Here is a 22,937-nt window from a genome sequence, read left to right as displayed (position 1 = left end):
CAGCAAGCGAAAAATTATTTATTCGCGCACTATTATTTACCTGCTCGGTTGGCAATCAACTCGTTCACTACAGCTGGATCAGCGAGGGTTGAGGTATCACCCAAGGTATCCAATTCGTTGGCGGCGATTTTGCGCAGGATGCGGCGCATGATTTTACCGGAGCGGGTTTTTGGCAGGCCGGGCGCCCACTGAATTACATCTGGGCGTGCGATTGCACCGATTTCTTTTACGACTAATGCCAGCAATTCTTTTTTCAATTCATCGCTTGGTTGCTCACCGCTCATTAAGGTCACATAGGCGTAGATACCTTGGCCTTTGATGTCGTGCGGATAGCCGACCACTGCGGCCTCAGCCACCTTATCGTGCAATACCAAAGCGCTTTCTACTTCGGCAGTCCCCATGCGGTGGCCGGATACGTTCAATACATCGTCTACGCGGCCGGTAATCCAGTAGTAGCCGTCGGCATCGCGACGCGCACCGTCACCGGTGAAGTAGTAGCCGGGATAGGTACTGTAGTAGGTATCGATGCAGCGCTGATGATCGCCATATACAGTGCGAATCTGGCTTGGCCAAGCGGCTTTAATGCAGAGATTGCCCTCACCCGCGCCAGTGATTTCTTTACCTTCCGGGTCAAGCAACACTGGCTGCACACCAAAGAAAGGCACAGTGGCTGAGCCGGGCTTAAGATCAATCGCGCCCGGCAGAGGCGTCAACATATGCGCGCCGGTTTCGGTTTGCCACCAGGTATCCATAATCGGGCAGCGGCTGTCGCCCACTACGCGGTAGTACCATTCCCATGCTTCCGGATTAATTGGCTCACCCACACTGCCGAGAATCTTCAAGCTGGCGCGCGAGGTCTTGGTGACAAAATTATCGCCAGCGCCCATAAGCGCACGGATTGCAGTAGGTGCGGTATAGAAGCTATTTACGCCGTGCTTGTCGATCACCTGCCAGCAGCGCGAAGCGTCTGGATAAGTCGGCACACCTTCAAACATTAGCGATGTGGCGCCATTGGTCAGCGGGCCGTACACGATGTAGCTGTGGCCAGTAACCCAACCCACATCGGCGGTACACCAGTAAACATCGCCTTCTTGATAATCAAACACGTATTTGTGAGTCATCGCCGCTTGCAGCAAATAGCCACCAGTAGTGTGCAATACGCCCTTGGGCTTACCGGTAGAACCAGAGGTATAAAGAATAAAGAGCGGATCTTCCGAATCCATCACTTCTGGCTCGGCTTCATTAGCTTGGCGCTCAACCAGATCTTCGTACCAGAAATCGCGTTTTTCATCCCATGCGATATCGCCACCGGTGCGCTTCACCACGATACAGGTGTGCACATTTGGGCAATGCGCCAGCGCTATATCCGCATTCTTTTTCAGTGGAACACGTTTGCCGCCACGCAGCCCCTCATCAGAGGTGATAACCACTTGGCAGTCAGCATCCTGAATACGGTCTTTTAATGCCTCTGGCGAAAAACCGCCAAATACGATGGAGTGAATCGCACCGATACGGGTACAGGCGAGCATGGCGTAAGCTGCTTCAGGGATCATCGGCATGTAGATGCACACGCGGTCACCCTTCTTAACGCCGCGCTCACGCAGAGCATTGGCCAAGCGACAGACTTGATCATGCAATTCCTGATAGGTGATGGATTGATCATCAGCGGGATCATCGCCCTCCCAGATAATCGCAGTTTGATTGGCGCGCGCAGGCAAATGGCGGTCGATACAGTTCACGCTGACATTCAATTTGCCATCGACAAACCATGCCACCTCACCTTTTTTCAGATCGCTTTTGGTGACTTGCGTCCACGGCTGCTGCCACGTCAAAAAGGCTTTGGCCTGCTCTGCCCAGAAGGTATCTGGCGCATTGATTGATTGATCGTACATCTCCTTATAACGCGCCAAGTTAATCGCCGCTTTGGATTTGAAGCTTTCAGGAACAGGGTACAAATGGACTTCTGACATGGTGTTATCTCACTGCCGTTATCTTGTTATTGATCGAGAAGAAGGGATAAATAAAAACGAAAGCTGGATGAAATACCGCTCAGCCAGCCGATTTACGTGAGCTGAAGCTTAGCAGGAAAAACTCGCAAAGCTCAATGACAACGTTGTCCATTTGATGCAATAAAAACATCAATATTCACTTACTGCACCAGAAGATCGCACAGAAAAACACTCTGATGCGAGCAAATTAGCTATCCGCCTTTTTGCGCCTCTTTGTCCAGACGCTCGAGTTCTTCACGATAGCGGTCTACATCCTCCCAATCGTAGGGAGTACCCGCATTTAAATGCTCCGGATGCTTGGCACGTTCTTTCGCATTTTCCTGCAGCGTATGCTCTTTGGGTTCGTCATCCTGATGTTGCAAATCCTCGAACCGCTTCAGTACTTTTTCGCCGTCATAAGGTCTATGAGCCATAGAAAATCCCTCCTTTTAATAAATTTGCCCCAATAAAAAAGGGCCGCCTGAGTGCGACCCTTTTTTGTCCTACTAAGTTCAACCAATCAATTAAGTTCAATCAATTGATCAGGCGACCTGCATAGGAATGGTGTTGGTGGTGCGATTGACGGTGTTATCTTCGTTCAAATACACCAACTTTGGCTTGTGATTCAACAGCTCAGCTTCGGTGAAGTGACCGTAGGTCGCAATAATTACGCGGTCGCCCACAGCAACTTTACGCGCCGCTGCACCATTCATAGAAAAGGTGCCAGAACCCGGCTCAGCCAGAATGATGTAGGTGTGAAAACGCTCGCCGTTGTTTACGTTGTAAATATCGATTTGCTCAAACTCGCGCATTCCCGCCAGCGCAACCAAATCGGCATCGATTGCACAGGAACCGTCGTACCACAGCTCAGCCTGGGTAACTTTAGCCATGTGCAGCTTGGCTTTAAGCATATGTGAAAGCATGGGATCCTCCGGGGAATCACTTGTGCGGTGCGCTAGAAAAACTACGCCAACACCACAGAAACGTTGTCAATTAACCGCGCGCCTTGCGTATACATGGCGCCGAGTATAGTGATCTCCCGATCATCGTGTGCCGCCATTTCCAGCGTGCGGCTATTGCAAATACTGAAGTAATCCACCCGAAACCCGGCCGCTTCAATCTGCGCTCGCGCTTCGTCCTCCAGCACTAAAAAATCGCGGCGACCATCGGCAATCGCCTGTTTGATCGCATTCAAACTGCGGTTGAGCACAGCCACTTTGGGGCGCTCATCGGTGGTGATAAACCCATTGCGCGAGCTCATCGCCAAACCGTCCGCCTCGCGGAAGATTTCACCGGCGGTAATTTTAACCGGAATACACAGGTCTTCCACCATCCGGCGGATCACTGCCAGCTGCTGGAAATCCTTGGTTCCAAATACCGCCTCATCTGGCTGGACGATATTAAATAGCTTGGTAACAACGGTTGTCACACCCTCAAAGTGACCAGGGCGACTGGCGCCACAGAGCACATCAGTCATGGTCGGCACGATCACACGCGTCTGCTCGGCCATGCCATTGGGGTAGATTTCTTTTTCATCGGGACAAAACAGGTAATTGCAACCCACCGATTCCAACTTGGCAGAATCTGCCGCCAAGGTGCGCGGATATTTGTCCCAATCTTCGTTCAAGCCAAATTGGAGCGGATTGACGAAAATACTGGTGACCACAAGATCGCAGCTTTTCTGCGCGATTTTTACCAGTTCCAAATGCGCATTGTGCAAGTTGCCCATAGTCGGCACAAAACCGATACGCTTACCGGCACGACGCTCAGCCGCCAAGGCTTCACGCAGGGAACTGATGTGATGGAAAACCTGCATTGCTAATCCTCAAACCACACTAAAAACGCCCGATAAAGCCGTCGGCAACTCGGGCGCGCGATAATACATGGTCAGGATTGATAAGTACATTTATCGATCAAAAAACAACCAAAAAGTTCACTCAAGAGAAGGATATTGGCGACAGAGGAGCCTGACTCAAACTGATTCAACCAGCGGCAGCCGGATAACCGCATCGCCCACGGCGAGTCGTCCACCCTGAATGATTTTGGCGCACAAACCACCGTAACCAAACATAGCCGCCGTACCGCCTTTGCCGAGATTTTCATCCATACGCGAACATGGATGGCAAAGCGCATTGGTTTCGATAATCACCTCACCAATCTGCAACCGCTGGTAGCGCAGCAAATTCATGTTCATGCCGGAGATGACCAGATTGCGCCGCAACAGACACGGGTCGATAGATTTATGACCAGTATGCTGGCAAATCTGCTGGATATATTCGCTGCTAATAATGGTGACTTGGCGTGCCGAACCGGGTGACTTTTTCATCCGGTGGTCACCCACCAGACCCTGACCGACAACCGCTTCAGCCTCATCAACCACCAAGACTTCGCCGCGCCGCTCGCTGCGCAAACCAATCCACTCCAGTTTTCCGGGAGTTATATCGGCGCAGAGTTTATCGAGCAGACGGGCTTGGGTGTTCATTGAAGAAATCCTTCGTTAGTCATACCCACCCTGCTGCAAATACTCAGGCGCGAGGTTGTCGAAGCGGGTGTATTTGCCGACGAAGGCAGCGCGGCAGGTGCCGATTTCGCCGTTACGCTGCTTGCCGATGATGAGTTCGGCCATGCCTTTGTCGGGGCTGTCTTCGTTGTAGTATTCGTCGCGGTAGATGAACAGGATCACGTCGGCGTCCTGCTCGATGGCGCCGGATTCACGCAAGTCGGAGTTCATGGGGCGCTTGTTGGGGCGCTGCTCCACGCCGCGGTTGAGCTGCGAGAGGGCGATCATCGGGCATTCAAACTCTTTCGCCATGCCTTTGAGGGAGCGCGAAATTTCCGAGATTTCTTGCGTACGGCCTTCGCCGCTGCCTGCGACTGTCATCAACTGCAGGTAGTCGACCATGATCATGCCGGGGTTGCCGTGTTCGCGGGCGATGCGGCGAATACGGGCGCGCATTTCCTGCGGATTCAAACCGCCGGTGTCATCGATAAACAGCAGCTTGTCTTTGAGTTTGGCGACCGCAGATGAAAGCTTTGGCCAGTCTTCTTCGGTGAGCTTACCGTTACGCATTTTGCCCTGATCGATTCGTCCAATGGACGACATCATCCGCTGCACCAGCGAGGTTGATGGCATCTCCATACTGAACACCACCACCGGGCGTGGCTGATTAAACAAGGCGCCTTCTACAAAGTTGAGCGCCAGTGCGGTTTTACCCATAGATGGACGCGCAGCAAGAACAATCAGCTCGCCCGGCTGCCAACCAGAGGTGCGCTGATCCAAATCCGTAATACCCGAGGGCACACCGGTGATATCGCTGCCGGAGCGGAAGAGTTCATCGATACGTTGTACGGTTTGTTTGAGCAGGTCATTTACACCGACCAAACCACCCTCTTTCGGGCGATCTTCGGCGATTTCGGCGACGCGTTTTTCAGCCAGTTGCAGCAGATCGTCGGAATCCAGACCGGCCGGATTCATACTCGATTTGCTGATGTCCTGCGCAGCGGCAATCAGCTGGCGCAGGGTTGAGCGCTCGCGCACGATCTTGGCATAGGCGGCGATGTTGGCGGCACTTGGGGTGTTGTTGGCCATCTCAACCAAATAGCCCAAACCGCCGACGCGCTCCAGCTCATCGTGCTTGTGCAACTCTTCAGACAGGGTGATGACATCGAGCGGCTGACCAGCCTCTTGCAGCTCAAGCATCATGCGGAAGATCAGCTTGTGATCTTCGCGGAAAAAGTCGGCTTCGGTAACAACTTCCAGCACCGCATCCAGACGGTTGTTGTCGAGCATCAATCCACCCAGTACCGATTGCTCGGCTTCTACCGAGTGGGGCAAGGCGTTGTGGCCGGATAACTCGTTGGCGAGGCGATCCTCAAAACTGGCGGAGTCGAAACTGGATTCAGGCATAGGTCGTCAAAACACTGCTGGCGTTGTTCTATTGGAATGATTATTGAGCAAATGTTGCGCAAAAAAAATCGGGCACATCTAAACCCCGGAAGGGGTGTCGATAGTGCCCGATTTCGGCTTGCTTGTCAGCCTAAGCTGACGCGCAAAGCGTTTATCGCTGAGGGATTACTCAGCAACAACCGCCAATTTAACAGCTTGGATCACTTCAGAGTGCAACTGAACGTCGATGTCGTATTGACCAACTTCGCGAATTACACCTTGTGGCAAGCGAACTTCTGACTTAGCAACTTCAACGCCAGCAGCAGAGATTGCTTCAGCGATGTCGCGAGTACCGATAGAACCGAACAGACGGCCTTCGTCGCCAGATTTGGCAGCGATGGTCACTTCCAGTGCGGCCAGCTTCTCAGCGCGAGCAGTAGCTTCAGCGATTTTGGCAGCTGCAGCAGCTTCCAATTCAGCGCGACGAACTTCGAAGTCAGCGATGTTTTTAGCAGTAGCAGCAACCGCTTTGCCTTGTGGCAACAGGTAGTTACGGCCGTAGCCAGACTTAACGCTTACTTTGTCACCGATAGCGCCTAATTTACCTACTTTATCGAGCAGAATAACTTCCATCTCTATTACCCCTTACTCGTGGCTGTCAGTGTATGGAATCAAAGCCAGGTAACGAGCACGCTTGATAGCAGTAGCCAACTGACGTTGGTATTTAGCTTTGGTGCCAGTGATACGGCTTGGAACGATTTTGCCAGTTTCGGTGATGTAAGCTTTCAGCGTTTCAACATCTTTATAGTCGATGCGCTTGGTGCCTTCAGCGGTAAAACGGCAGAATTTACGACGACGGAAAAAACGTGCCATGGGTTATACCTCCTGCTCTTCTTCGAAATCATCAGCTTCAGCGCTGTCTTCGTCAGACAGGTCTTCAGCATCATCACGACGTTCAGCGCGTGCTGGACGTGCTTTACGCTCACGGCCTTCTTTCTCGGCCTTCATGATGAATGATTCTTCAGTGATAGCAGCATCTTCACGCAGAACCATGCTACGCAGGATGGCATCGTTGTAACGGAAGTTGGTAGTCAACTCTTCCAACACAGCGTCAGAGCACTCTACGTTCAACAGAATGTAGTGAGCCTTGTGTACTTTGTTGATTGAGTAGGCCAATTGACGACGGCCCCAGTCTTCGAAACGGTGAACAGAACCACCGTCAGCTTTGATAGCAGAGGTGTAACGCTCTACCATTGCAGGTACTTGTTCGCTTTGGTCCGGGTGAACCAGGAACACGATTTCGTAATGACGCATGTTAGCTCCTTACGGGTTAAAGTTTCCCTCAAGTGAGGTGAAACAAGGAGTAGCCGGTTTTTGGATGCTTGCACATCTCATGCCCCCGGCCGGTTTGGGGTGCGGAATTGTACGGATTTGATACAGGAGATGCAAGGACAAAGCCCGCTGTAGCTTGGTTTTACCTGCCCAACTTATCGCGCCCGACAAAAATAGCCTCTCACCTTCAAAATCAGCACCTAAACGCCACCCCCCGTCATCATTTTGTCACCTGCCCCGCCTAGTTTGACCCAAGGAAACCTAACAACCGCAAGACCACCTCCAAGGCCGCTCAGCCAACTCAATTCGATCTACAGGAGTTTTTATGAACCACACAGCGTCAACATCGACACTGCCGGTGTCCGGTGGCAATGGCGGTATCTCGCCCTACAGCATTTTTTTTGGCGCTCTGTTAATCGCCGCTACCAGTTACTTTTTGTTTTGGGGCTTGGGCTATACCGAGCACAATCACAGTTTGGTATTTGTATTAGCCACCGCCTTCGGCGTGTTTATGGCCTTCACCATTGGCGGTAACGATGTTGCCAACTCCTTCGGCACCAGCGTGGGCGCTGGCACTCTCACGGTAAAGCAGGCGCTGTTGATTGCGGCAGTATTTGAGGTGAGCGGCGCGGTAATCGCGGGCGGCGAGGTAACCAAAACCATCCGCGGCGGCATTGTGGATTTAGGGGCGATGGCCGTCGCACCTATGGATTTTGTCTACATCATGATGTCCGCCCTGATCGCCTCAGCTGTCTGGTTGCTGTTTGCGACAAAAAAGGGCTACCCGGTTTCAACTACTCACTCGATTATCGGCGCCATTGTGGGCAGCTCGATTACCTTGGGCATTTTGATGAGCGGCACCGGCTCGGCCTTGGCGCTGGTGCAGTGGGACAAAATCGGGCAGATCGCCGTGTCCTGGGTGCTCTCGCCAGTGCTGGGTGGATTGGTGTCTTACGCGGTGTTTTTCCAGATCAAAAAACACATCCTGCGCTACAACGATGATGCTGATGCGCGCCTTGAGCATATTCGCCAAAACAAACGCGACCATCTGCAAAAACACAAAGAGGCATTTGAGCGCTTGTCGGAAGTGCAACAAATCGCCTACACCCATGCGATGACGCGCGACATGCACGTGATGAATGATCGCGATTTTCACCCCCATGAGCTGGAATCCGACTACTACAAGGAAGTCCTGCGTATAGACGCCCAGCGCAATGAAGTAGATAGCCATCGCGCATTGGAAAACTGGGTGCCGATGATCGCCGCCGTAGGCGCCATGGTGATTGGTTCCATGCTGCTGTTTAAGGGATTGAAGAATCTGGACTTGGGGTTAACCACCCTGCACAACTACCTGATTCTGGGCATGATCGCCGCCAGCGTGTGGATGGCTACTTTCATCTTCGCCAAAACTCTCAAACGCGAAACCCTGAGCAAATCGACCTTTTTGATGTTCAGTTGGATGCAAGTATTCACCGCCGCCGGTTTTGCCTTCAGCCACGGCGCCAACGACATCGCCAATGCGATTGGCCCATTTGCTGCAATTCTTGAAGTATTGCGCACCAACCAGATCGGCTCGGAAGCCGGCATTCCCACCGCGGCCATGATCACCTTTGGTATCGCACTTATCGCCGGCCTCTGGTTTATCGGCAAAGAAGTAATCGCCACCGTCGGCCACAACCTCACCCAAATGCACCCGGCGTCTGGCTTCTCCGCTGAGCTTTCAGCCGCGGCAGTAGTAATGCTGGCATCGATTATGGGTTTGCCGGTTTCCAGTACGCACATTTTGATCGGCGCAGTATTGGGCATAGGTTTAGTTAACAACCAAACCAACTGGGGTTTGATGAAACCTATCGCACTTGCATGGGTGATCACCCTGCCAGCGGCGGCGATTTTGAGCGCCATCGCCTTCCTGATTTTGCGCAACATTTTCTAACGGGAGCCCGCCATGAATGATGATGTGAAATTGCCCGCCTTTGATTACGAGCGGTTTATGTACGAGGAGATGATGGACAACCTCGACGAAGAAATGGAAATGGAGCTGGACGACGAGCGCTTGGATGACTTGCTTGAAACCGCTAAGGCAGAACCAGGCAAGGAGCTTGACCGCCGTTTGTACTTCCGCGAGCTGCTGCGTTTGCAATCGGAGCTGGTGAAGTTGCAGGACTGGGTGGTGGATAAAAAACTCAAAGTCGTGGTGCTGTTTGAAGGCCGCGATGCCGCCGGCAAAGGCGGCGTGATCAAGCGTGTAACGCAACGATTGAATCCGCGCGTCTGCCGCGTAGCCGCCCTGCCCGCGCCAAGTGACCGCGAGCGCACCCAGTGGTATTTCCAACGCTACATTTCCCATCTGCCTGCGGGCGGGGAAATCGTGCTGTTTGACCGCAGCTGGTACAACCGTGCTGGCGTGGAAAAGGTGATGGGCTTTTGCAACAACGATGAGTACGACGAATTCTTCCGCACCGTACCTGAATTTGAACGCATGCTGATACGCTCCGGCATCATCCTTATCAAATACTGGTTTTCGATCACCGACAGCGAGCAGCACAAACGCTTTTTAGCGCGCGTGCATGACCCGCTGAAACAGTGGAAGTTATCGCCCATGGATATGGAATCCCGTCGCCGCTGGGAGCAGTACACCAAGGCCAAAGAAGTGATGCTGGAACGCACCCACATCCCTGAAGCGCCTTGGTGGGTAGTAGGCGCGGACGATAAAAAACGCGCACGCTTGAATTGCATCAACCACTTGTTATCGCAGGTGCCCTACGGCGAAGTGGAACACCCGAAAGTGGAGCTGCCAGCGCGGGTGTACAACCCGGATTACTACCGCGCCCCCATTCCCGAAGCGATGTTTGTGCCTTCTATTTATTAATACCTGTTTCAAACCGCAGATTCATCTGTCGCCAAAGCCCGCCCTGATCATCAGCACGGGCTTTTTATCGCTTCCCACTTTGCGATTTCACTAAGTGGGGCTTCTCAGTTTTCTACAAATCGCAAAAATCAGGATGAACCCGCCTCTGTTCGAATGAAATAGTGCCGCCCATGCAGCCGAGAGACTGCATGACCAGCACCACAAGATAAAAACGACAAACGCTAACAATAAAGACACAAGAGGCAATCATGAAAAAGCTCGCCAAGGCGAGAGAACTGCTTTCAACCAAGCAGTGCTCCATCGCAGCACTTCCCTTATCACTCTTGCTTATCGGACAAGCGGCCTACGGGCAAACCTGCGGTTGGAATCAGGTCTGGAGAGACGATTTCAACGGCACCACCCTTGATCGCAACAACTGGTCGCAAGAAGTGAACGGCGACGGCGGCGGCAATGGCGAACTCCAGTACTACACGGATCGCCCGCAAAATATGTGGGTCAGCGGCGGCTTGCTGAACATCAAGGCGATTCGCGAGAACTACGAAGGCAAAAGCTGGACATCCGCCCGCCTGCGTACCAAAAACGCACAGGATTGGACTTACGGCAAGATCGAAGCGCGCATTAAAGCGCCGAGCGACTCAGGCACCTGGCCTGCATTCTGGATGCTCACCAGCGAGCAACAGCGCGATTCACACGGCTGGCCGCAGGGCGGTGAGATCGACATCCTTGAAACCGTAAATACCAGCGAAGATATTCTCGGCACCCTGCACTACGGCGCCTACTGGCCCTACAACGGCAATACCGGCTGGCCGAACCCGGACAACCTGATCGCCCCCGAAGCCGGTCGCACCAAGACCGATTTCCACACCTACGCGGTGGAATGGTACGAAGACAATATGGTCTGGTCGATTGACGGCGTACCCAAAATCACCAGCTCGCGCAGCAAACTCGACGGTGTAAACCCCGTCCGCTCCAACTGGAATTCCTTCTACAACCGTCCCTTCCATGTGATTTTGAACTTGGCGATGGGCGGTTCACTGGCCGGAAACCCCAACGGCACCGAAGCCGCTGAGCAGTTGATGCAGGTGGACTATGTAGCTGTATATAAGAACGATGCCAGCTGGTCGATTGAAGGCGATACCTACATCTACCGTGGCGATGCCTACAAAAAATACCGTGTCGATGGTCCAGCATCTGCCAGCTACAACTGGTCAGTTCCCGCTGGCGTCACCATCGTTTCTGGCCAAGGCACCCGTGAGATAGTCGCTTCCATTGGCAACTCTGCCCGCTCTGGCAACTTCAACGTGACCTTCAACAGCGGTTGCAGCCTCAAAACCGTGAGCAAGCCCGTCACTATCGAACAAGGTCGCACGCAAACGCTGGCAAGTTATGAAAGCGGGTTAGGACTTACTCACTTGCAAAATGGCGTAGCTATGGGTGCGGGTGCGATTGTTAATAACCCAGCCCCCGGCGCGGTCAACACTTCAAGCAAGGTGCTGCACTATGTGCGCGATGCCAGCCAACAGTGGGATAACCTCAAACTCAGCGGCTTTGGCAAGCTGAACGCGGGCGAACTGCGCTCCGGTCGCGCCAAGATTTTTGCCGATGTTTACTACCCAGCATCAGCCACCAATCTGCTCGGTAAAGAGATCGGCGGCGGCTTGGAAAACAACGCCGTGGTCAGCGTCACCCCCAGTTGGGATGGCAATACCGGTCGCTTGGCGCGCTTTAACGGCACCATCGGTAAAGCCGGTGAATGGCATACCGTTGAGCTGGGTTATACCGGCACACCGGATTCCAATATCGCTGCCAGCCAAGCAGACAACCTCGTGTTGATGGTTGAAGCAGGCCACTATCGCGCTGCAGATTTCTATATCGACAATATCCGTATTGTCTGGCCGGACAATGGTTACAGCGTCAAGCAAACCATCGCCAACTTTGATGGCGTAAGTAACGGTGCAATCAAAGCCGCGCCTTACACCAGCGGGGTACGCGCGACTGTCGCCAACCCTGCGCCTAACGCCGTCAATAACTCCGCCAACGTGCTGCGTTATGTGCGTGATGCTGGCGCGACTTATGACACCCTCGCATTCAATGGCATTACCGGCATTCCCGATGCGATGGATGCCCAGCACGGCATGGTGCGCGTGGCAGTGGATGTGTACACCACCGCGCCAGTGGGCACCATAATCTCCCTGAATCTGGAAAACGAGCTGCAAGTTGCAGCGGTGACACCTGCGGATTGGCAAGTCGGTCGCCACAGTTTCTACCAAACCGAGACCACCAAAACCGGCCAATGGGAGACACTGGAATTCAACTTTAACTTCCGCGCGGCACTGGGCGATTGGGCGAACAACAAGGCATCGGCACCCTTTACCGGTATCGATCAGCTTATCTTCCTTATCACCCCCGGCGTTGCGAGCACTGGCACTTTCTACTTCGATAACTTCCGCGTGATGGAGTACAACAAGGATGCACCGGCAGGTTCGGGCAACTCGTCGAGCAGTTCATCCAGCAGCGTGATAGCACCGTCCAGTAGCTCCAGCAGCAGTGTGCCATCCAGCTCGGTCGCCTCAAGCAGCTCAAGCTCAGCGGTTTCAAGTAGCAGCTCAAGCACCGCCGCGTGCAGCAACTGTCCGCCGGTATTGGTTTCCCAGGGGCGTCCGGTTATGGCCAGCACTGCATTAACACCTGCAACCAATGCAGTTGATGGCGATGGCGGCACTCGCTGGGAGTCCAACCACGCCATAGACCCCAGCTGGATCATGGTGGACTTGGGCAGCCTTAAATCCCTGAGCCAAGTCGTGATTGATTGGGAAGCCGCTAACGCTGCCGACTATCAAATCCAGGGTTCTACTAACGGCGCAAGCTGGACGACATTAAAAACCATCACCGGTGGCACCTTTGGCACCCGCACTGACACCAACGCGGTAAGTGGCAACTATCGCTATGTGCGCATTTACGCCACCGCGCGCAGCACTGGCAACCAGTGGGGCTATTCGATCTGGGAACTGAAAGTCTACGCCCAAGGCACGGCTGCTAGCAGTTCAGTCGCTAGCAGCTCATCGTCCAGTGTTGCACCTGCTGCACCGCTGAACATAGTTGCCGCTACCGCCAGCACCGCCTTAACCCCAGCCGCCAATGCGATTGATAACAACAGCGGCACTCGTTGGGAATCGGCGCACGCGCTTGACCCAAGCTGGATAGTTCTGGACTTAGGCAGCAGCAAAACCCTGAGCAGCATCGCCATCGATTGGGAAGCAGCTAACGCAGCGACCTATGCGGTGCAGGGTTCCAACTCAACCAACTTCGCCGACAACAACAGCTGGACCACCCTCGCGACCCGCTCCGGCGGCACCTTTGGCGAACGCACCGATACGCTCAACATCGCGGGCAACTACCGCTATGTGCGTATCTACGCCACCGCCCGCAGTGCCACAAACCAGTGGGGTTATTCGATCTGGGAAGCGCGCGTGCTGGGCTGGTGATTCATACCCTCCACCCAACCTCCTCCCAGAGGGAGGAGGGCAAAAAGCTCCCTCAACCGCGCTCCCAGACCCGATGAGCGCGGAACTTGTCACCCGGCATTGCAGCAATGCCATGCCGGGTTTTTTAACCGGGTAATCAACTCCACCGAATAAAAAATAATTCCCTTGGAGGAACTATGTCCTTACTACATCTCTCTTTTTTGAAAAGAAAACCATTAGCCGCAACACTGCTTGGCCTTTGTGCCGGCGCGGCTCAAGCCCAAACCGCCTACAACGATCCCTGGTGGGCAAGCCCCAACGCCAACACCAGCTTTGTCGATCAGTTCGATGGCGTAAGCATCGACCGCAATAAGTGGTTGGTGGAAAAAAACATCTTTGTGAACGGCGAAGATATCGACTATCAAGACGTTGAATATCCCGCCGCGGATTGGACTTTCCGCGTAGGCCAACCGGATGCGGGCGCAAGCGATGGCAAGGTGCTGAACCTGAAAGCGCGCTATATGGATGGCCAGATTCAAGACTACTACGGCGGTGTCGCCAATCAGGGCAAGCCGCTGTTTATTCGCGCGGGGCGGATCGAATCACAAATCGCCGATGACTCTACTTTTGTGTACGGCAAGTTCGAAGCACGCATCAAAATGCCACCGGCGCGCAATGGTGAGTTCCCCGCATGGTGGCTGCTGGGTAACTTCCCGGATGTGGGTTGGACCGCCTGCCAAGAGCTGGACATTATCGAGTTCACTGGCGCCAACGCGAGTAAAGCACCGCAGACTCACTGGTCAGCACCCTATGCGGCTTATGGCGGCAATCCGTTTGGTACTACTTACGCGCAACTGGGCATTAACCCGAGCGATCAGTACATCACCTACGGTGTGATCAAAACGCCTGAATACGTTGAGTACTACGTCAACGGCGTAAAAACCTACACTTGGACTAAAGCCGAGCGCGGCGATCAACCTTGGCCGTACGTATCGCCGATGCGCATGATCCTCAACCACGCCATCACCCACGTGGAGTGGCCGGACGTAGGTAACTACAACCAGTTCAGCACCAATGCGAACGTCGCCAACAAAACCGGCTACACCCGCACTACCAATGGCGTGACTGAATACGAGTACATAGATACCGCCGCTATGAACACCAATATCGGCCGCGCCGGTACTGATTTCCTCGTGGACTACGTCGCTCACTGGCCGCTGCCAGCGACCGACAGCTGGCACAAGTACATCGACGAGAGCAAATACAGCTTCTTCCGCCCGACCAACAACACCAAAGGTTTTTATTCACTCAAAGGTTGGATGGCACCGGTATCGGTAACGGCAGACGCTTACTTGCAAGAAGGTGATAACGCCTACCGCGACAACAGCGCCAAAAACGCAGCCGATGGCTACGTCGGTTCCAAGTGGGCCACCCCGCGCGACGACAACATGCACTCGGTCACTATCGATTACGGTGTGGACAAGCCGATCAAATACTTCTGGATTGAATGGGCGTGGAATCTGCCCAAGTCTTACGAGATTTACGGCAAAACCGCATCCGGCAACTGGGAATATGTGCTGACCTCCAATCAGGATGCTGTGGGTTGGGCGACGCATACCTTTGATGTAAACAAGACTTATCGCTACATCAAACTCGTCACCAAAGGCCGTATCGATAAAGCCGAGCCCATCTGGCTGCTGGAATTCAAAGCCTTTGAAGATGTCGCCAACGTCTATCCAAAACCGGCAGGCACTGCGCAATTGGATCGCAGCGTTAACGTACTGAACAACGGTAACTTCGCCAGTGGTTTGAGCGGCTGGACGGGCGAAAACTACGACGGCTCGGGTGCGGCTTATTCAGTGGTAAATGGTGAAGCGCGTGTGACTGCGGCGGCGCAAGGTACGGGATCAGGCTCCTATCAATTACACACCGAAGGCTTTGGCTTGAAGCGCAACTATCGCTATCAAGTAAGCTTCCGCGCACGCGCAGAATCGCCACGCAATATCCAGCTGCGCTTGTCGGAAAACCAACTGAACCCATCGGCGGGCGGTACCTATTTGCTGCAAACCATCGCCTTGGGCACCAGCATGGCGAACTACAGTTTCAACATCGACTTCACCGCTGGCGATAACGCCGGTCGCCTCGCGTTCCTGTTTGGCGCTATGGGCAACGCGACGACTTATATAGATGACGTAGTGATTCGCGAAGTTGCCTACATTGGCTCTGGCGATCCGCTGGTTCCTGCGATCAGCGCTACCAACTTCACCGGTGCAAGCTCTGGCTGGGAAAGCGAATGGTGGGGCGTGGCGCAGCGCGCTGTGGATGGCTCAACCGGCAACAAAGCCAGCGGTAAACCCGGTGTGGCCGATAACCAAGACCTGTGGGTGAGCGTGAATATCGACCCGGATTTTGAAGTAAAAGAAATTCTGGTCGCAGGCGATAAATCATCACCGCGCAGCCTTGCGCAATTCAAAGCTGAGTACGGCACCGCCAACACCACCATGATCAACTGGACCAACAGCAATACCGATGGCACTTACGAAACCTTCAACAGTTTCAGCGCTTATCCACCAGCGAACGAGCGCAACTTCCGTTTCTGGTTCCGCCCGCCAGCGGGCGAAGTGGTTGAAGTCGCCGATGTGCAATTGATGGCCGTGGATTTAAAACCGCATCGTATTTATCCCATCAATTTGGATGGCGTAGGCAGCATCACCCCCGCCAATACAGTTCGCTACAGCAAAAACAATAACGAGTCGGCAACCTACACATTTACTCCGCCCGCAGGTCAGCAAGTGGCGAATGTAATTGTGGATGGCGTTTCACTGGGTGCATTAAACAGCTACACCTTTAATGCGATTTCAGCGAGCCACACGCTTGCCGTGTCCTTCACTGGTTCCGGTGGGCAGCAGTCGTCATCCAGCTCAAACACAGCATCAAGCACGCCATCTTCATCAAGCGCGTCGAGTTCAAGTGCGCCAGCGCCGGTGTTGTTATCCCAAGGTCGCCCCGTCGCTGCCAGCAGCAATTTCCAACCCGCCGCTAACGCAGTGGATGGCAATGGCGGCACGCGCTGGGAATCCACTCATGGTGTAAGCCCGAGTTGGATACTGGTGGATTTGGGTTCCAGCAAAAATCTCACTCAAGTCGCTATCGATTGGGAAGCAGCAAATCCAGCGGATTACTTAATTCAAGGCAGCACCAACGGCGCCAGCTGGACAACCTTAAAAACCGTCACCGGCGGCACCTTTGGCGAGCGTACCGACACTCACGCAGTGAGCGGCAGCTATCGCTATGTGCGCATCTATGCCACTGCGCGCAGTGCCGGAAACCAGTGGGGTTATTCACTCTGGGAATTGCGCGTGCTCGGTTATTGAGTTAATTATCGCGCCTTCAGTATTTAGCAAAATCAATACAAAACTGCCCGCAGGTTTGCGGGCAGTTTTTAAAATAAAACGGCTTTATCAAAATCAACTAATGGACACGACAATGAAAAAAGCTCACTCACTTTTACTGTCATTATTCTTATCACTCGGATTAATTACCGCCGCCAACACTCAAGCTGCGGTAATTACTTTTGATGACCTACCTGCAACTGATGTAGATGCAATCCCTGAAAACTACAACGGTTTTATCTGGGGCGATTCGTTTTTCACCAATGTTTCTTACATCAACAAAAACACAATTCCCGATAGCGGCTATGCCAACGGTGTAGTGTCTGGTGATTACGCTGCTTTTAATATTTTTTCCACCACCAGCATGATCAACACCAGCGACGGCGAGCAGTTTGATTTTAACGGTGCCTATTTAACCGCCGGTTTGTACGATGGTTTAAATATCGAAGTTACCGGTTTGTTAAATAGCTTAGTTCTCTTTACCCAAACTATTACAGTCAACACCCAACAAGCACAGTGGTTCGATTTTAATTTCCTCGGCATCAACTCACTCAGCCTGCGCGCATGGGGCAGTCCATCCGGCAATGATTTTTTTGTACTCGATAATTTCACCTACAACGAAACCAGCGTCCCCGAATCATCATCACTCGCCCTACTCTTACTCGGCATGACCGGACTTTTGCTCAGCCGAAAAACACAAAAAGCCTGATCTTTTTCCTCCATAGCGACCCGCTTTGCCGCCACCAAGCAATTGGTAGCGGCGTTTTTGTTTTTGGGCTTAAAATGCCACCACTAACACCAAACTAGGGACGTTTATTTATGCGGATTCCGCTCATCACCATTCTCTTTATTAGCATTGCGGCTTGCAGCACGACCCGCATTCATGTTCATACCGCCGGTGTTGATCAACACAAACAACAAGAACTGCGCGAATCTCTCATGCAAGAAGGTTTCAACGTGGAGTTACACAACTACGAGCTTCCTCAACTAAAACAAGGAAGCTATCTTGTTTACACGCCTGATTCACAATCAAATCAACGCGTTCAAAAAATTGAAGACGCATTAAGCTCGCTAAACTTACCGCTACCAGAGCAACGGTTATTCAGCTTGGGAGAAGGAATCAGCGCGCACAGTTACACCAAGGGGAATATTGGCCTTTATATAATTACAAACCAAACACAAGAAACTAATAATTTAAACACGCTACTGCAAGAGAGCAGCGTTACAGATTGGGAGTTGGCATCTACCGACTGCAAAAAATCTTACATTTTGGAGTTTGCAGAGAATAGAAAAACCTACATAAGCGGATTGAATGACGGTGTAGAACTTTCCGAATTAAACTGGAAGACCAATGGCAAGGAACTGATATTGCGCAAATGGCTCAACAGTTATGTTTACCGCATATCAGAGGCTGAAAAAACAATTACCCCAACTCAAAAATACCCAGAACCCTACGGCTGCCAATACCGCAGCGATTTCAAATCAGTTGTGCAAAAAATTCAGCAGAAATAAAAATGATCGACCAAGGGAATTCCCATTGAAACTGGACGTACAGATCGCCCCACACAAAAGCTAGAAGGTTGGTGCTGAGCGCAGCGATGCCCAGCATGACAAACCCACTGCAAGGAAAGTTTAGGGTTTGTAACCAAAAATCCGCGAAGGCAAAAATAACACCGCTTTTAAAAACGCGAAGATCGCTTCAAAGGTGATTCCGATCAAACGGAAAGGTAGAGAGATTAGCCACACAATTGGCCACAACACCAGTGCAAGCAATGCCAGTGGCCAGCAGATAACCCAAAGCAACAACCACAAAAGAAAAGTCAACATGCTCTCACCCTCACGCGTAACTGTTATTGGGGTTAGACACTGAAAACGTGAAGTTTGGATTCAACAGTTTTGAATCCCTATCAGTTTTCGCCTGCAACCCAACTTTTCTGAATTGGATTGCAGGCGAATAATTAGAATGCCCAGTTAATACTAAGCGAGTAGAAATCCAGATCATCATTCAGCATTGTATATTCCAACTCGGAAAACACATGTGAAGTGAACTTGTAGCCCACACCTAAACCGGCAGAAAAATCAGAACTCGTCTCTGAAGCTTTTTGCTTGGTTTCAGCAGCAAGATCATCAAATTCTTCATCACTACTATTTGCACTGAACTCTATCGGGTCGCCATTAGCAACGGCTATATACATATCGATTGATTCAGCAACTGCAGTAAGAGTCGACTTTTCAGACAGGTATCCCGCTTTCGCCTTAACATACAAATCACCGCCTGAACGATAAACGCCGTATATCGCAGTAGTTTCAACGTTTACATCAAACTTCATTGTCATATCAGCAACAGCAAAAGGAAACCATGATTGAGCGTCACTTATGGTTGCCCCTGGATTCATTTCCACAATGGATTGCCACCACGCCTCAGAAAAATCTACTCCTTCTTCTGTATAGCGAGCGGACGCATCCTTGGTAGATTTTGAATACTGCCCCTCGATAGAAAAGTTTTTAGTGAACTGATACCCGAGTTGAATAAACCCATTGTTAGGGTCTGAAAATTTAATTCCATCAACCTTGGGAACGGAAACAACGCCGTAACCAGCACCAACATAAAAACCCGTTGCCTGCTCTTGTGCAGCTACAGCACACGACATCAACGCCCCAACAACCCCAAGCGATACCAACCTCTTCATAAAGGCTTCCTATTTTTTAATTAAATATCCAATAACCCATAATGCTAAATCCGCTATATTTTTGCGGCGCCGAATTCTACCATTCCGATATACACAAGCAATCTTTCCTGGCTCTGTTTAAGCTTAAATTTCTGGGGTCAGCTCTACCACCACAGTAAAATACAACAACCCGTATCTCCCCCATAACAGGCAATATCCAACATGATCATCCGCAGCTGCACCCCACAAGATATCCCCGCCATTTGCGCTATTTATAACTACTACATTGAGCATACCGTCATCACCTTTGAGGAAAATCCGGTGACGGTTGCGCAGATGCAGGAGCGGATTGAGACCATCATGCAAACCTACCCTTGGCTGGTTTGTGAGGTTGAAGGTGAGATTGTGGGTTACGCCTACGCGAGCAAATGGAAGGATCGCAGTGCTTACAAACATACTGCCGAAGTGACTGTGTATCTTCATCACGAGAAAACAAAAGGCGGAATTGGTAGCGCGCTCTATACGGAGTTAATTGCACAGTTAAAGCAGCGGGGTATGCACATACTCTTAGCTTGCATCGCCACTCCCAATGCCGGGAGCGAAAAAATCCATGAGCGATTCGGATTTAACAAAGCGGCACATTTTCCCGAAGTGGGTTTTAAGTTTAATCGCTGGATTGATATTGGATATTGGCAGAAACGACTGTGATCAACCTTCATATAAACGTTCACACCACAAAAAAATGATAAATGCGCCAAATAAGTAATTTAAGCGTCACAAAAAAATCAGTTCCATTTTTTTTAAATTTTTTTCGCTATAAAAACTTGGTATTCACAAATCCTTTCTATACTGAAACGGCCTATTAAAAATGGATGGAGTCTTTACCATGTTGAAATGTTCTTTTTTCAAAAAGGCAATAATGGCCAGTGTACTTACGCTGACCTTTGGCGCCGTATCTGTAAACGCACAAGACAAGCCCAACATAGTCGTGATTTTTGGTGACGATGTTGGTTACTGGAACCTAAGTACCTACAACCAAGGCATGATGGGATATAAAACTCCCAACATTGACAGCATTGCCAATGCCGGTGCCAAATTCACTTCGTATTACGCCGAGCAAAGCTGTACCGCTGGCCGCTCTTCATTCATCACCGGGCAAATGCCATTCCGTACCGGTATGAGTAAAGTAGGTATGCCAGGTGCGCCGCAAGGTCTTCAAAAAGAGGATGCAACTATTGCGGAGATCCTCAAAAACATGGGTTATGCAACCGGTCAGTTTGGTAAAAATCACCTCGGTGACCGCGATGAATTCCTGCCAACTGCGCACGGTTTCGATGAGTTCATGGGTAACCTTTACCACCTGAACGCCGAAGAAGAGCCGGAAAACCCTGACTACCCGAAAGATCCTGCATTCAAAAAGAAATATGGCCCACGCGGCGTCATTAAAAGCACTGCTGATGGCAAGATTGAAGACACTGGTCCATTAACCATAAAACGTATGGGCACTGTGGATGAAGAAACCTTGGCCGCCACTAATGACTTTATGGAGCGCCAGGTAAAAGCAAAAAAACCTTTCTTTGCTTGGTATAACACCACCCGCATGCACAACAAAACTCACCTGAAAGATGCCAGCGTCGGTAAAACCGGTTTGGGTTTCTATGCAGATGGTATGGTTGAGCACGATGCCATCGTCGGTGATGTACTGAAGAAGATCAAAGACTTGGGTATTGAAGACAACACCATTGTTGTTTACACCACCGATAACGGCCCAATGATCGCCACTTGGCCAGACTCAGGTATGACTCCGTTCCGCGGCGAGAAAAACACCGGCTGGGAAGGCGGTTTCCGTGTACCCGCAATGGTTCGCTGGCCGGGCAAAATCAAACCGGGCACAATTCTTACTGACATTTTCGGCAGTAATGACTGGTTCCCAACACTGGTTGCTGCTGCAGGTGATACCAATATCAAAGAGGATTTGCTGAAAGGCTACAAAACCAGCAAACGCACTTTCAAAGTACATCTGGACGGTTACAACCAACTTGATTACCTGACTGGCAAAAGCGAAAGCAAACGCAAAGAGTTCTTCTACTGGAGTGATGACGGCGATTTGTTAGCAATGCGTTATGACCGCTGGAAAGCACACTTTGTTATTCAAGAGAATAACGGAATGAAAGTTTGGCAATATCCATTCGTCAAATTGCGCACTCCATTGCTATTTGATCTGGAAATTGATCCGCTGGAGCGTGGTGATACCGGTATGGGCTACCTGCCGTGGTTCTATGATCGCATCTTCCTGTTAGGTGGAGCACAAGGCTACGTAGGCAATATGCTGAAATCATTCGAGGAATTCCCACCTCGCCAAAAACCCGGCTCATTCACTGTTAGTGATGTTGCGGCGTTAATTGAGCAAGGTGCACACGCTAACAAGTAACGCTTAGGCTTTACTGACCCCAAAAAATCGAGCGAGCTGTGAAAATGGCTCGCTCGATTTTTTTATTCCCGCCGTTATAAGCTGAGAAGAATTAATTCTTTTCTAAAAAAATGTCTTCTAACTAAGATGCGCGCATTCACCCTAGTTATTCACCTTGAGCAAGGTTGCGCAATGCCTCTTACCGAGTTAATGAATTATTTTAATGACCAGCTGCAAACGCAGGCGCGCACTTTGTCGCTCCCCAAAACCGGATTCTTTAAAGCAGACAAAACTTACTGGGGGCGTTTTGGCAACCTGATTCTGGGCAGCCAATTTCACCCTGTAGCAAGCCACCCTGACGGTCAACTGCTGGGTTATGACAGTGAACTATTGGTTAGATCATCTACCGGTAATTCACTCAACATTGACGATATTTTTAATTCACTGGATAGCACAGATCAGATTATCCATTTGGATCGTTTGATGCGGACACTGCATTCACTCAATTACTTGCAGCAGCACGATGAGCGAAAGGATTTGCTTTTATTGCCAGTGCAGCCAAGGCACATCACCAGTGTGACCAGCGACCACGGCAAAACGTTTGAGAAGATATTGAGCGATTGTGGATTGGGACCGGCGAGAGTGTTGCTTCATACACGCCTGCTTGACCAAGCAAGTCTTGCACACTTTTATCAGGCGTTAAGCAGCTATCGTTTGCGCGGCTATAAGATTGGCCTTCATTTAAAAACGGATGTGGATATTGCGCTGTTGCTTGATTTAAAACTCATTCCCGATGCGCTTTTTATCGACAACCCGGATATTAGTGAGCGATTAAAACTACATCCATCAGCTGGGCAACTGGCGCAATGTCTGCGGATATTATCGACTGCGCCAAAAGACCATCTCACTGCTGCGTAATTCAGGAAA

At 51.3% G+C, this 22,937-nt stretch carries 20 protein-coding genes; 9 read left to right on the top strand and 11 right to left on the bottom strand.

What is annotated here, in order from left to right:
* Positions 1–32: 32 nt before the first annotated feature.
* From acs to rpsF, 9 genes are all read right to left on the bottom strand, one after another.
* Positions 33–1,970, bottom strand: coding sequence for an acetate--CoA ligase (gene acs / locus SPL68_RS06270; protein ID WP_323814221.1), 1,938 nt, complete (start codon positions 1,968–1,970; stop codon positions 33–35).
* A 230-nt stretch (positions 1,971–2,200) separates the two neighbouring features.
* The gene (locus SPL68_RS06265) at positions 2,201–2,422 is read right to left on the bottom strand and encodes a hypothetical protein (RefSeq protein WP_323814220.1); all 222 of its coding nucleotides are present in this window, start codon (positions 2,420–2,422) and stop codon (positions 2,201–2,203) included.
* Between the two features lie 108 nt (positions 2,423–2,530).
* Positions 2,531–2,911, bottom strand: coding sequence for an aspartate 1-decarboxylase (gene panD, locus SPL68_RS06260; protein WP_323814219.1), 381 nt, complete (start codon positions 2,909–2,911; stop codon positions 2,531–2,533).
* A gap of 41 nt (positions 2,912–2,952) precedes the next feature.
* Positions 2,953–3,804 carry a pantoate--beta-alanine ligase gene (panC, locus tag SPL68_RS06255; RefSeq protein ID WP_323814218.1) on the bottom strand — a complete coding sequence of 284 codons (852 nt, stop codon included), beginning with the start codon at positions 3,802–3,804 and terminating at the stop codon, positions 2,953–2,955.
* Between the two features lie 156 nt (positions 3,805–3,960).
* Complete coding sequence (locus SPL68_RS06250; RefSeq protein WP_323814217.1) at positions 3,961–4,470, bottom strand: MOSC domain-containing protein; 510 nt, start codon at positions 4,468–4,470, stop codon at positions 3,961–3,963.
* Between the two features lie 15 nt (positions 4,471–4,485).
* Positions 4,486–5,895 (bottom strand): replicative DNA helicase, encoded by a 1,410-nt coding sequence (gene dnaB, locus SPL68_RS06245; RefSeq protein ID WP_323814216.1) that lies wholly within the window; start codon positions 5,893–5,895, stop codon positions 4,486–4,488.
* Positions 5,896–6,060: 165 nt separating this feature from the next.
* The gene (rplI, locus tag SPL68_RS06240) at positions 6,061–6,507 is read right to left on the bottom strand and encodes a 50S ribosomal protein L9 (RefSeq protein ID WP_323814215.1); all 447 of its coding nucleotides are present in this window, start codon (positions 6,505–6,507) and stop codon (positions 6,061–6,063) included.
* A 12-nt stretch (positions 6,508–6,519) separates the two neighbouring features.
* A complete protein-coding gene (gene rpsR, locus SPL68_RS06235) occupies positions 6,520–6,747 on the bottom strand; it encodes a 30S ribosomal protein S18 (protein ID WP_007643439.1) in 228 nt (75 codons plus the stop codon).
* Positions 6,748–6,750: 3 nt separating this feature from the next.
* Positions 6,751–7,188, bottom strand: coding sequence for a 30S ribosomal protein S6 (rpsF, locus tag SPL68_RS06230; protein WP_323814214.1), 438 nt, complete (start codon positions 7,186–7,188; stop codon positions 6,751–6,753).
* A gap of 343 nt (positions 7,189–7,531) precedes the next feature.
* Here rpsF and SPL68_RS06225 point away from each other — a divergent pair, with 343 nt between their 5' ends.
* From SPL68_RS06225 to SPL68_RS06200, 6 genes are all read left to right on the top strand, one after another.
* Positions 7,532–9,139 carry an inorganic phosphate transporter gene (locus SPL68_RS06225; RefSeq protein ID WP_323814213.1) on the top strand — a complete coding sequence of 536 codons (1,608 nt, stop codon included), beginning with the start codon at positions 7,532–7,534 and terminating at the stop codon, positions 9,137–9,139.
* Between the two features lie 12 nt (positions 9,140–9,151).
* On the top strand, positions 9,152–10,075 hold the full coding sequence (gene ppk2 / locus SPL68_RS06220; RefSeq protein WP_323814212.1) for a polyphosphate kinase 2: 924 nt from the start codon (positions 9,152–9,154) through the stop codon (positions 10,073–10,075).
* A 248-nt stretch (positions 10,076–10,323) separates the two neighbouring features.
* A complete protein-coding gene (locus tag SPL68_RS06215) occupies positions 10,324–13,560 on the top strand; it encodes a discoidin domain-containing protein (protein WP_323814211.1) in 3,237 nt (1,078 codons plus the stop codon).
* Between the two features lie 176 nt (positions 13,561–13,736).
* Entirely contained in the window at positions 13,737–16,913 is a 3,177-nt protein-coding gene (locus SPL68_RS06210) for a discoidin domain-containing protein (protein ID WP_323814210.1), read from the top strand.
* A 112-nt stretch (positions 16,914–17,025) separates the two neighbouring features.
* Positions 17,026–17,640: a PEP-CTERM sorting domain-containing protein gene (locus SPL68_RS06205; protein ID WP_323814208.1), complete on the top strand. Its 615-nt coding sequence runs from the start codon at positions 17,026–17,028 to the stop codon at positions 17,638–17,640.
* 110 nt (positions 17,641–17,750) lie between these two features.
* Positions 17,751–18,443: a hypothetical protein gene (locus SPL68_RS06200; RefSeq protein ID WP_323814207.1), complete on the top strand. Its 693-nt coding sequence runs from the start codon at positions 17,751–17,753 to the stop codon at positions 18,441–18,443.
* A gap of 120 nt (positions 18,444–18,563) precedes the next feature.
* Here SPL68_RS06200 and SPL68_RS06195 read toward each other — a convergent pair whose 3' ends face one another.
* Together SPL68_RS06195 and SPL68_RS06190 are read right to left on the bottom strand one after the other, a co-directional pair.
* A complete protein-coding gene (locus tag SPL68_RS06195) occupies positions 18,564–18,758 on the bottom strand; it encodes a hypothetical protein (protein WP_323814206.1) in 195 nt (64 codons plus the stop codon).
* 131 nt (positions 18,759–18,889) lie between these two features.
* A complete protein-coding gene (locus SPL68_RS06190; RefSeq protein WP_323814205.1) occupies positions 18,890–19,621 on the bottom strand; it encodes an outer membrane beta-barrel protein in 732 nt (243 codons plus the stop codon).
* A gap of 201 nt (positions 19,622–19,822) precedes the next feature.
* Here SPL68_RS06190 and SPL68_RS06185 point away from each other — a divergent pair, with 201 nt between their 5' ends.
* The 3 genes from SPL68_RS06185 to SPL68_RS06175 all read left to right on the top strand — a co-directional run bounded on the left by SPL68_RS06185 (position 19,823) and on the right by SPL68_RS06175 (position 22,928).
* Positions 19,823–20,308 carry an arsinothricin resistance N-acetyltransferase ArsN1 family B gene (locus SPL68_RS06185; RefSeq protein WP_323814204.1) on the top strand — a complete coding sequence of 162 codons (486 nt, stop codon included), beginning with the start codon at positions 19,823–19,825 and terminating at the stop codon, positions 20,306–20,308.
* A gap of 211 nt (positions 20,309–20,519) precedes the next feature.
* Entirely contained in the window at positions 20,520–22,031 is a 1,512-nt protein-coding gene (locus tag SPL68_RS06180; protein WP_323814203.1) for an arylsulfatase, read from the top strand.
* A 171-nt stretch (positions 22,032–22,202) separates the two neighbouring features.
* The gene (locus SPL68_RS06175) at positions 22,203–22,928 is read left to right on the top strand and encodes a hypothetical protein (RefSeq protein ID WP_323814202.1); all 726 of its coding nucleotides are present in this window, start codon (positions 22,203–22,205) and stop codon (positions 22,926–22,928) included.
* Positions 22,929–22,937: the final 9 nt, after the last annotated feature.

It is taken from the genome of Cellvibrio chitinivorans, from assembly GCF_035117775.1.
Taxonomy (GTDB): Bacteria; Pseudomonadota; Gammaproteobacteria; order Pseudomonadales; family Cellvibrionaceae; genus Cellvibrio; species Cellvibrio chitinivorans.
Note: the sequence above shows the minus strand (reverse complement) of the source record. Positions and strands in the feature narration are given on the sequence as shown.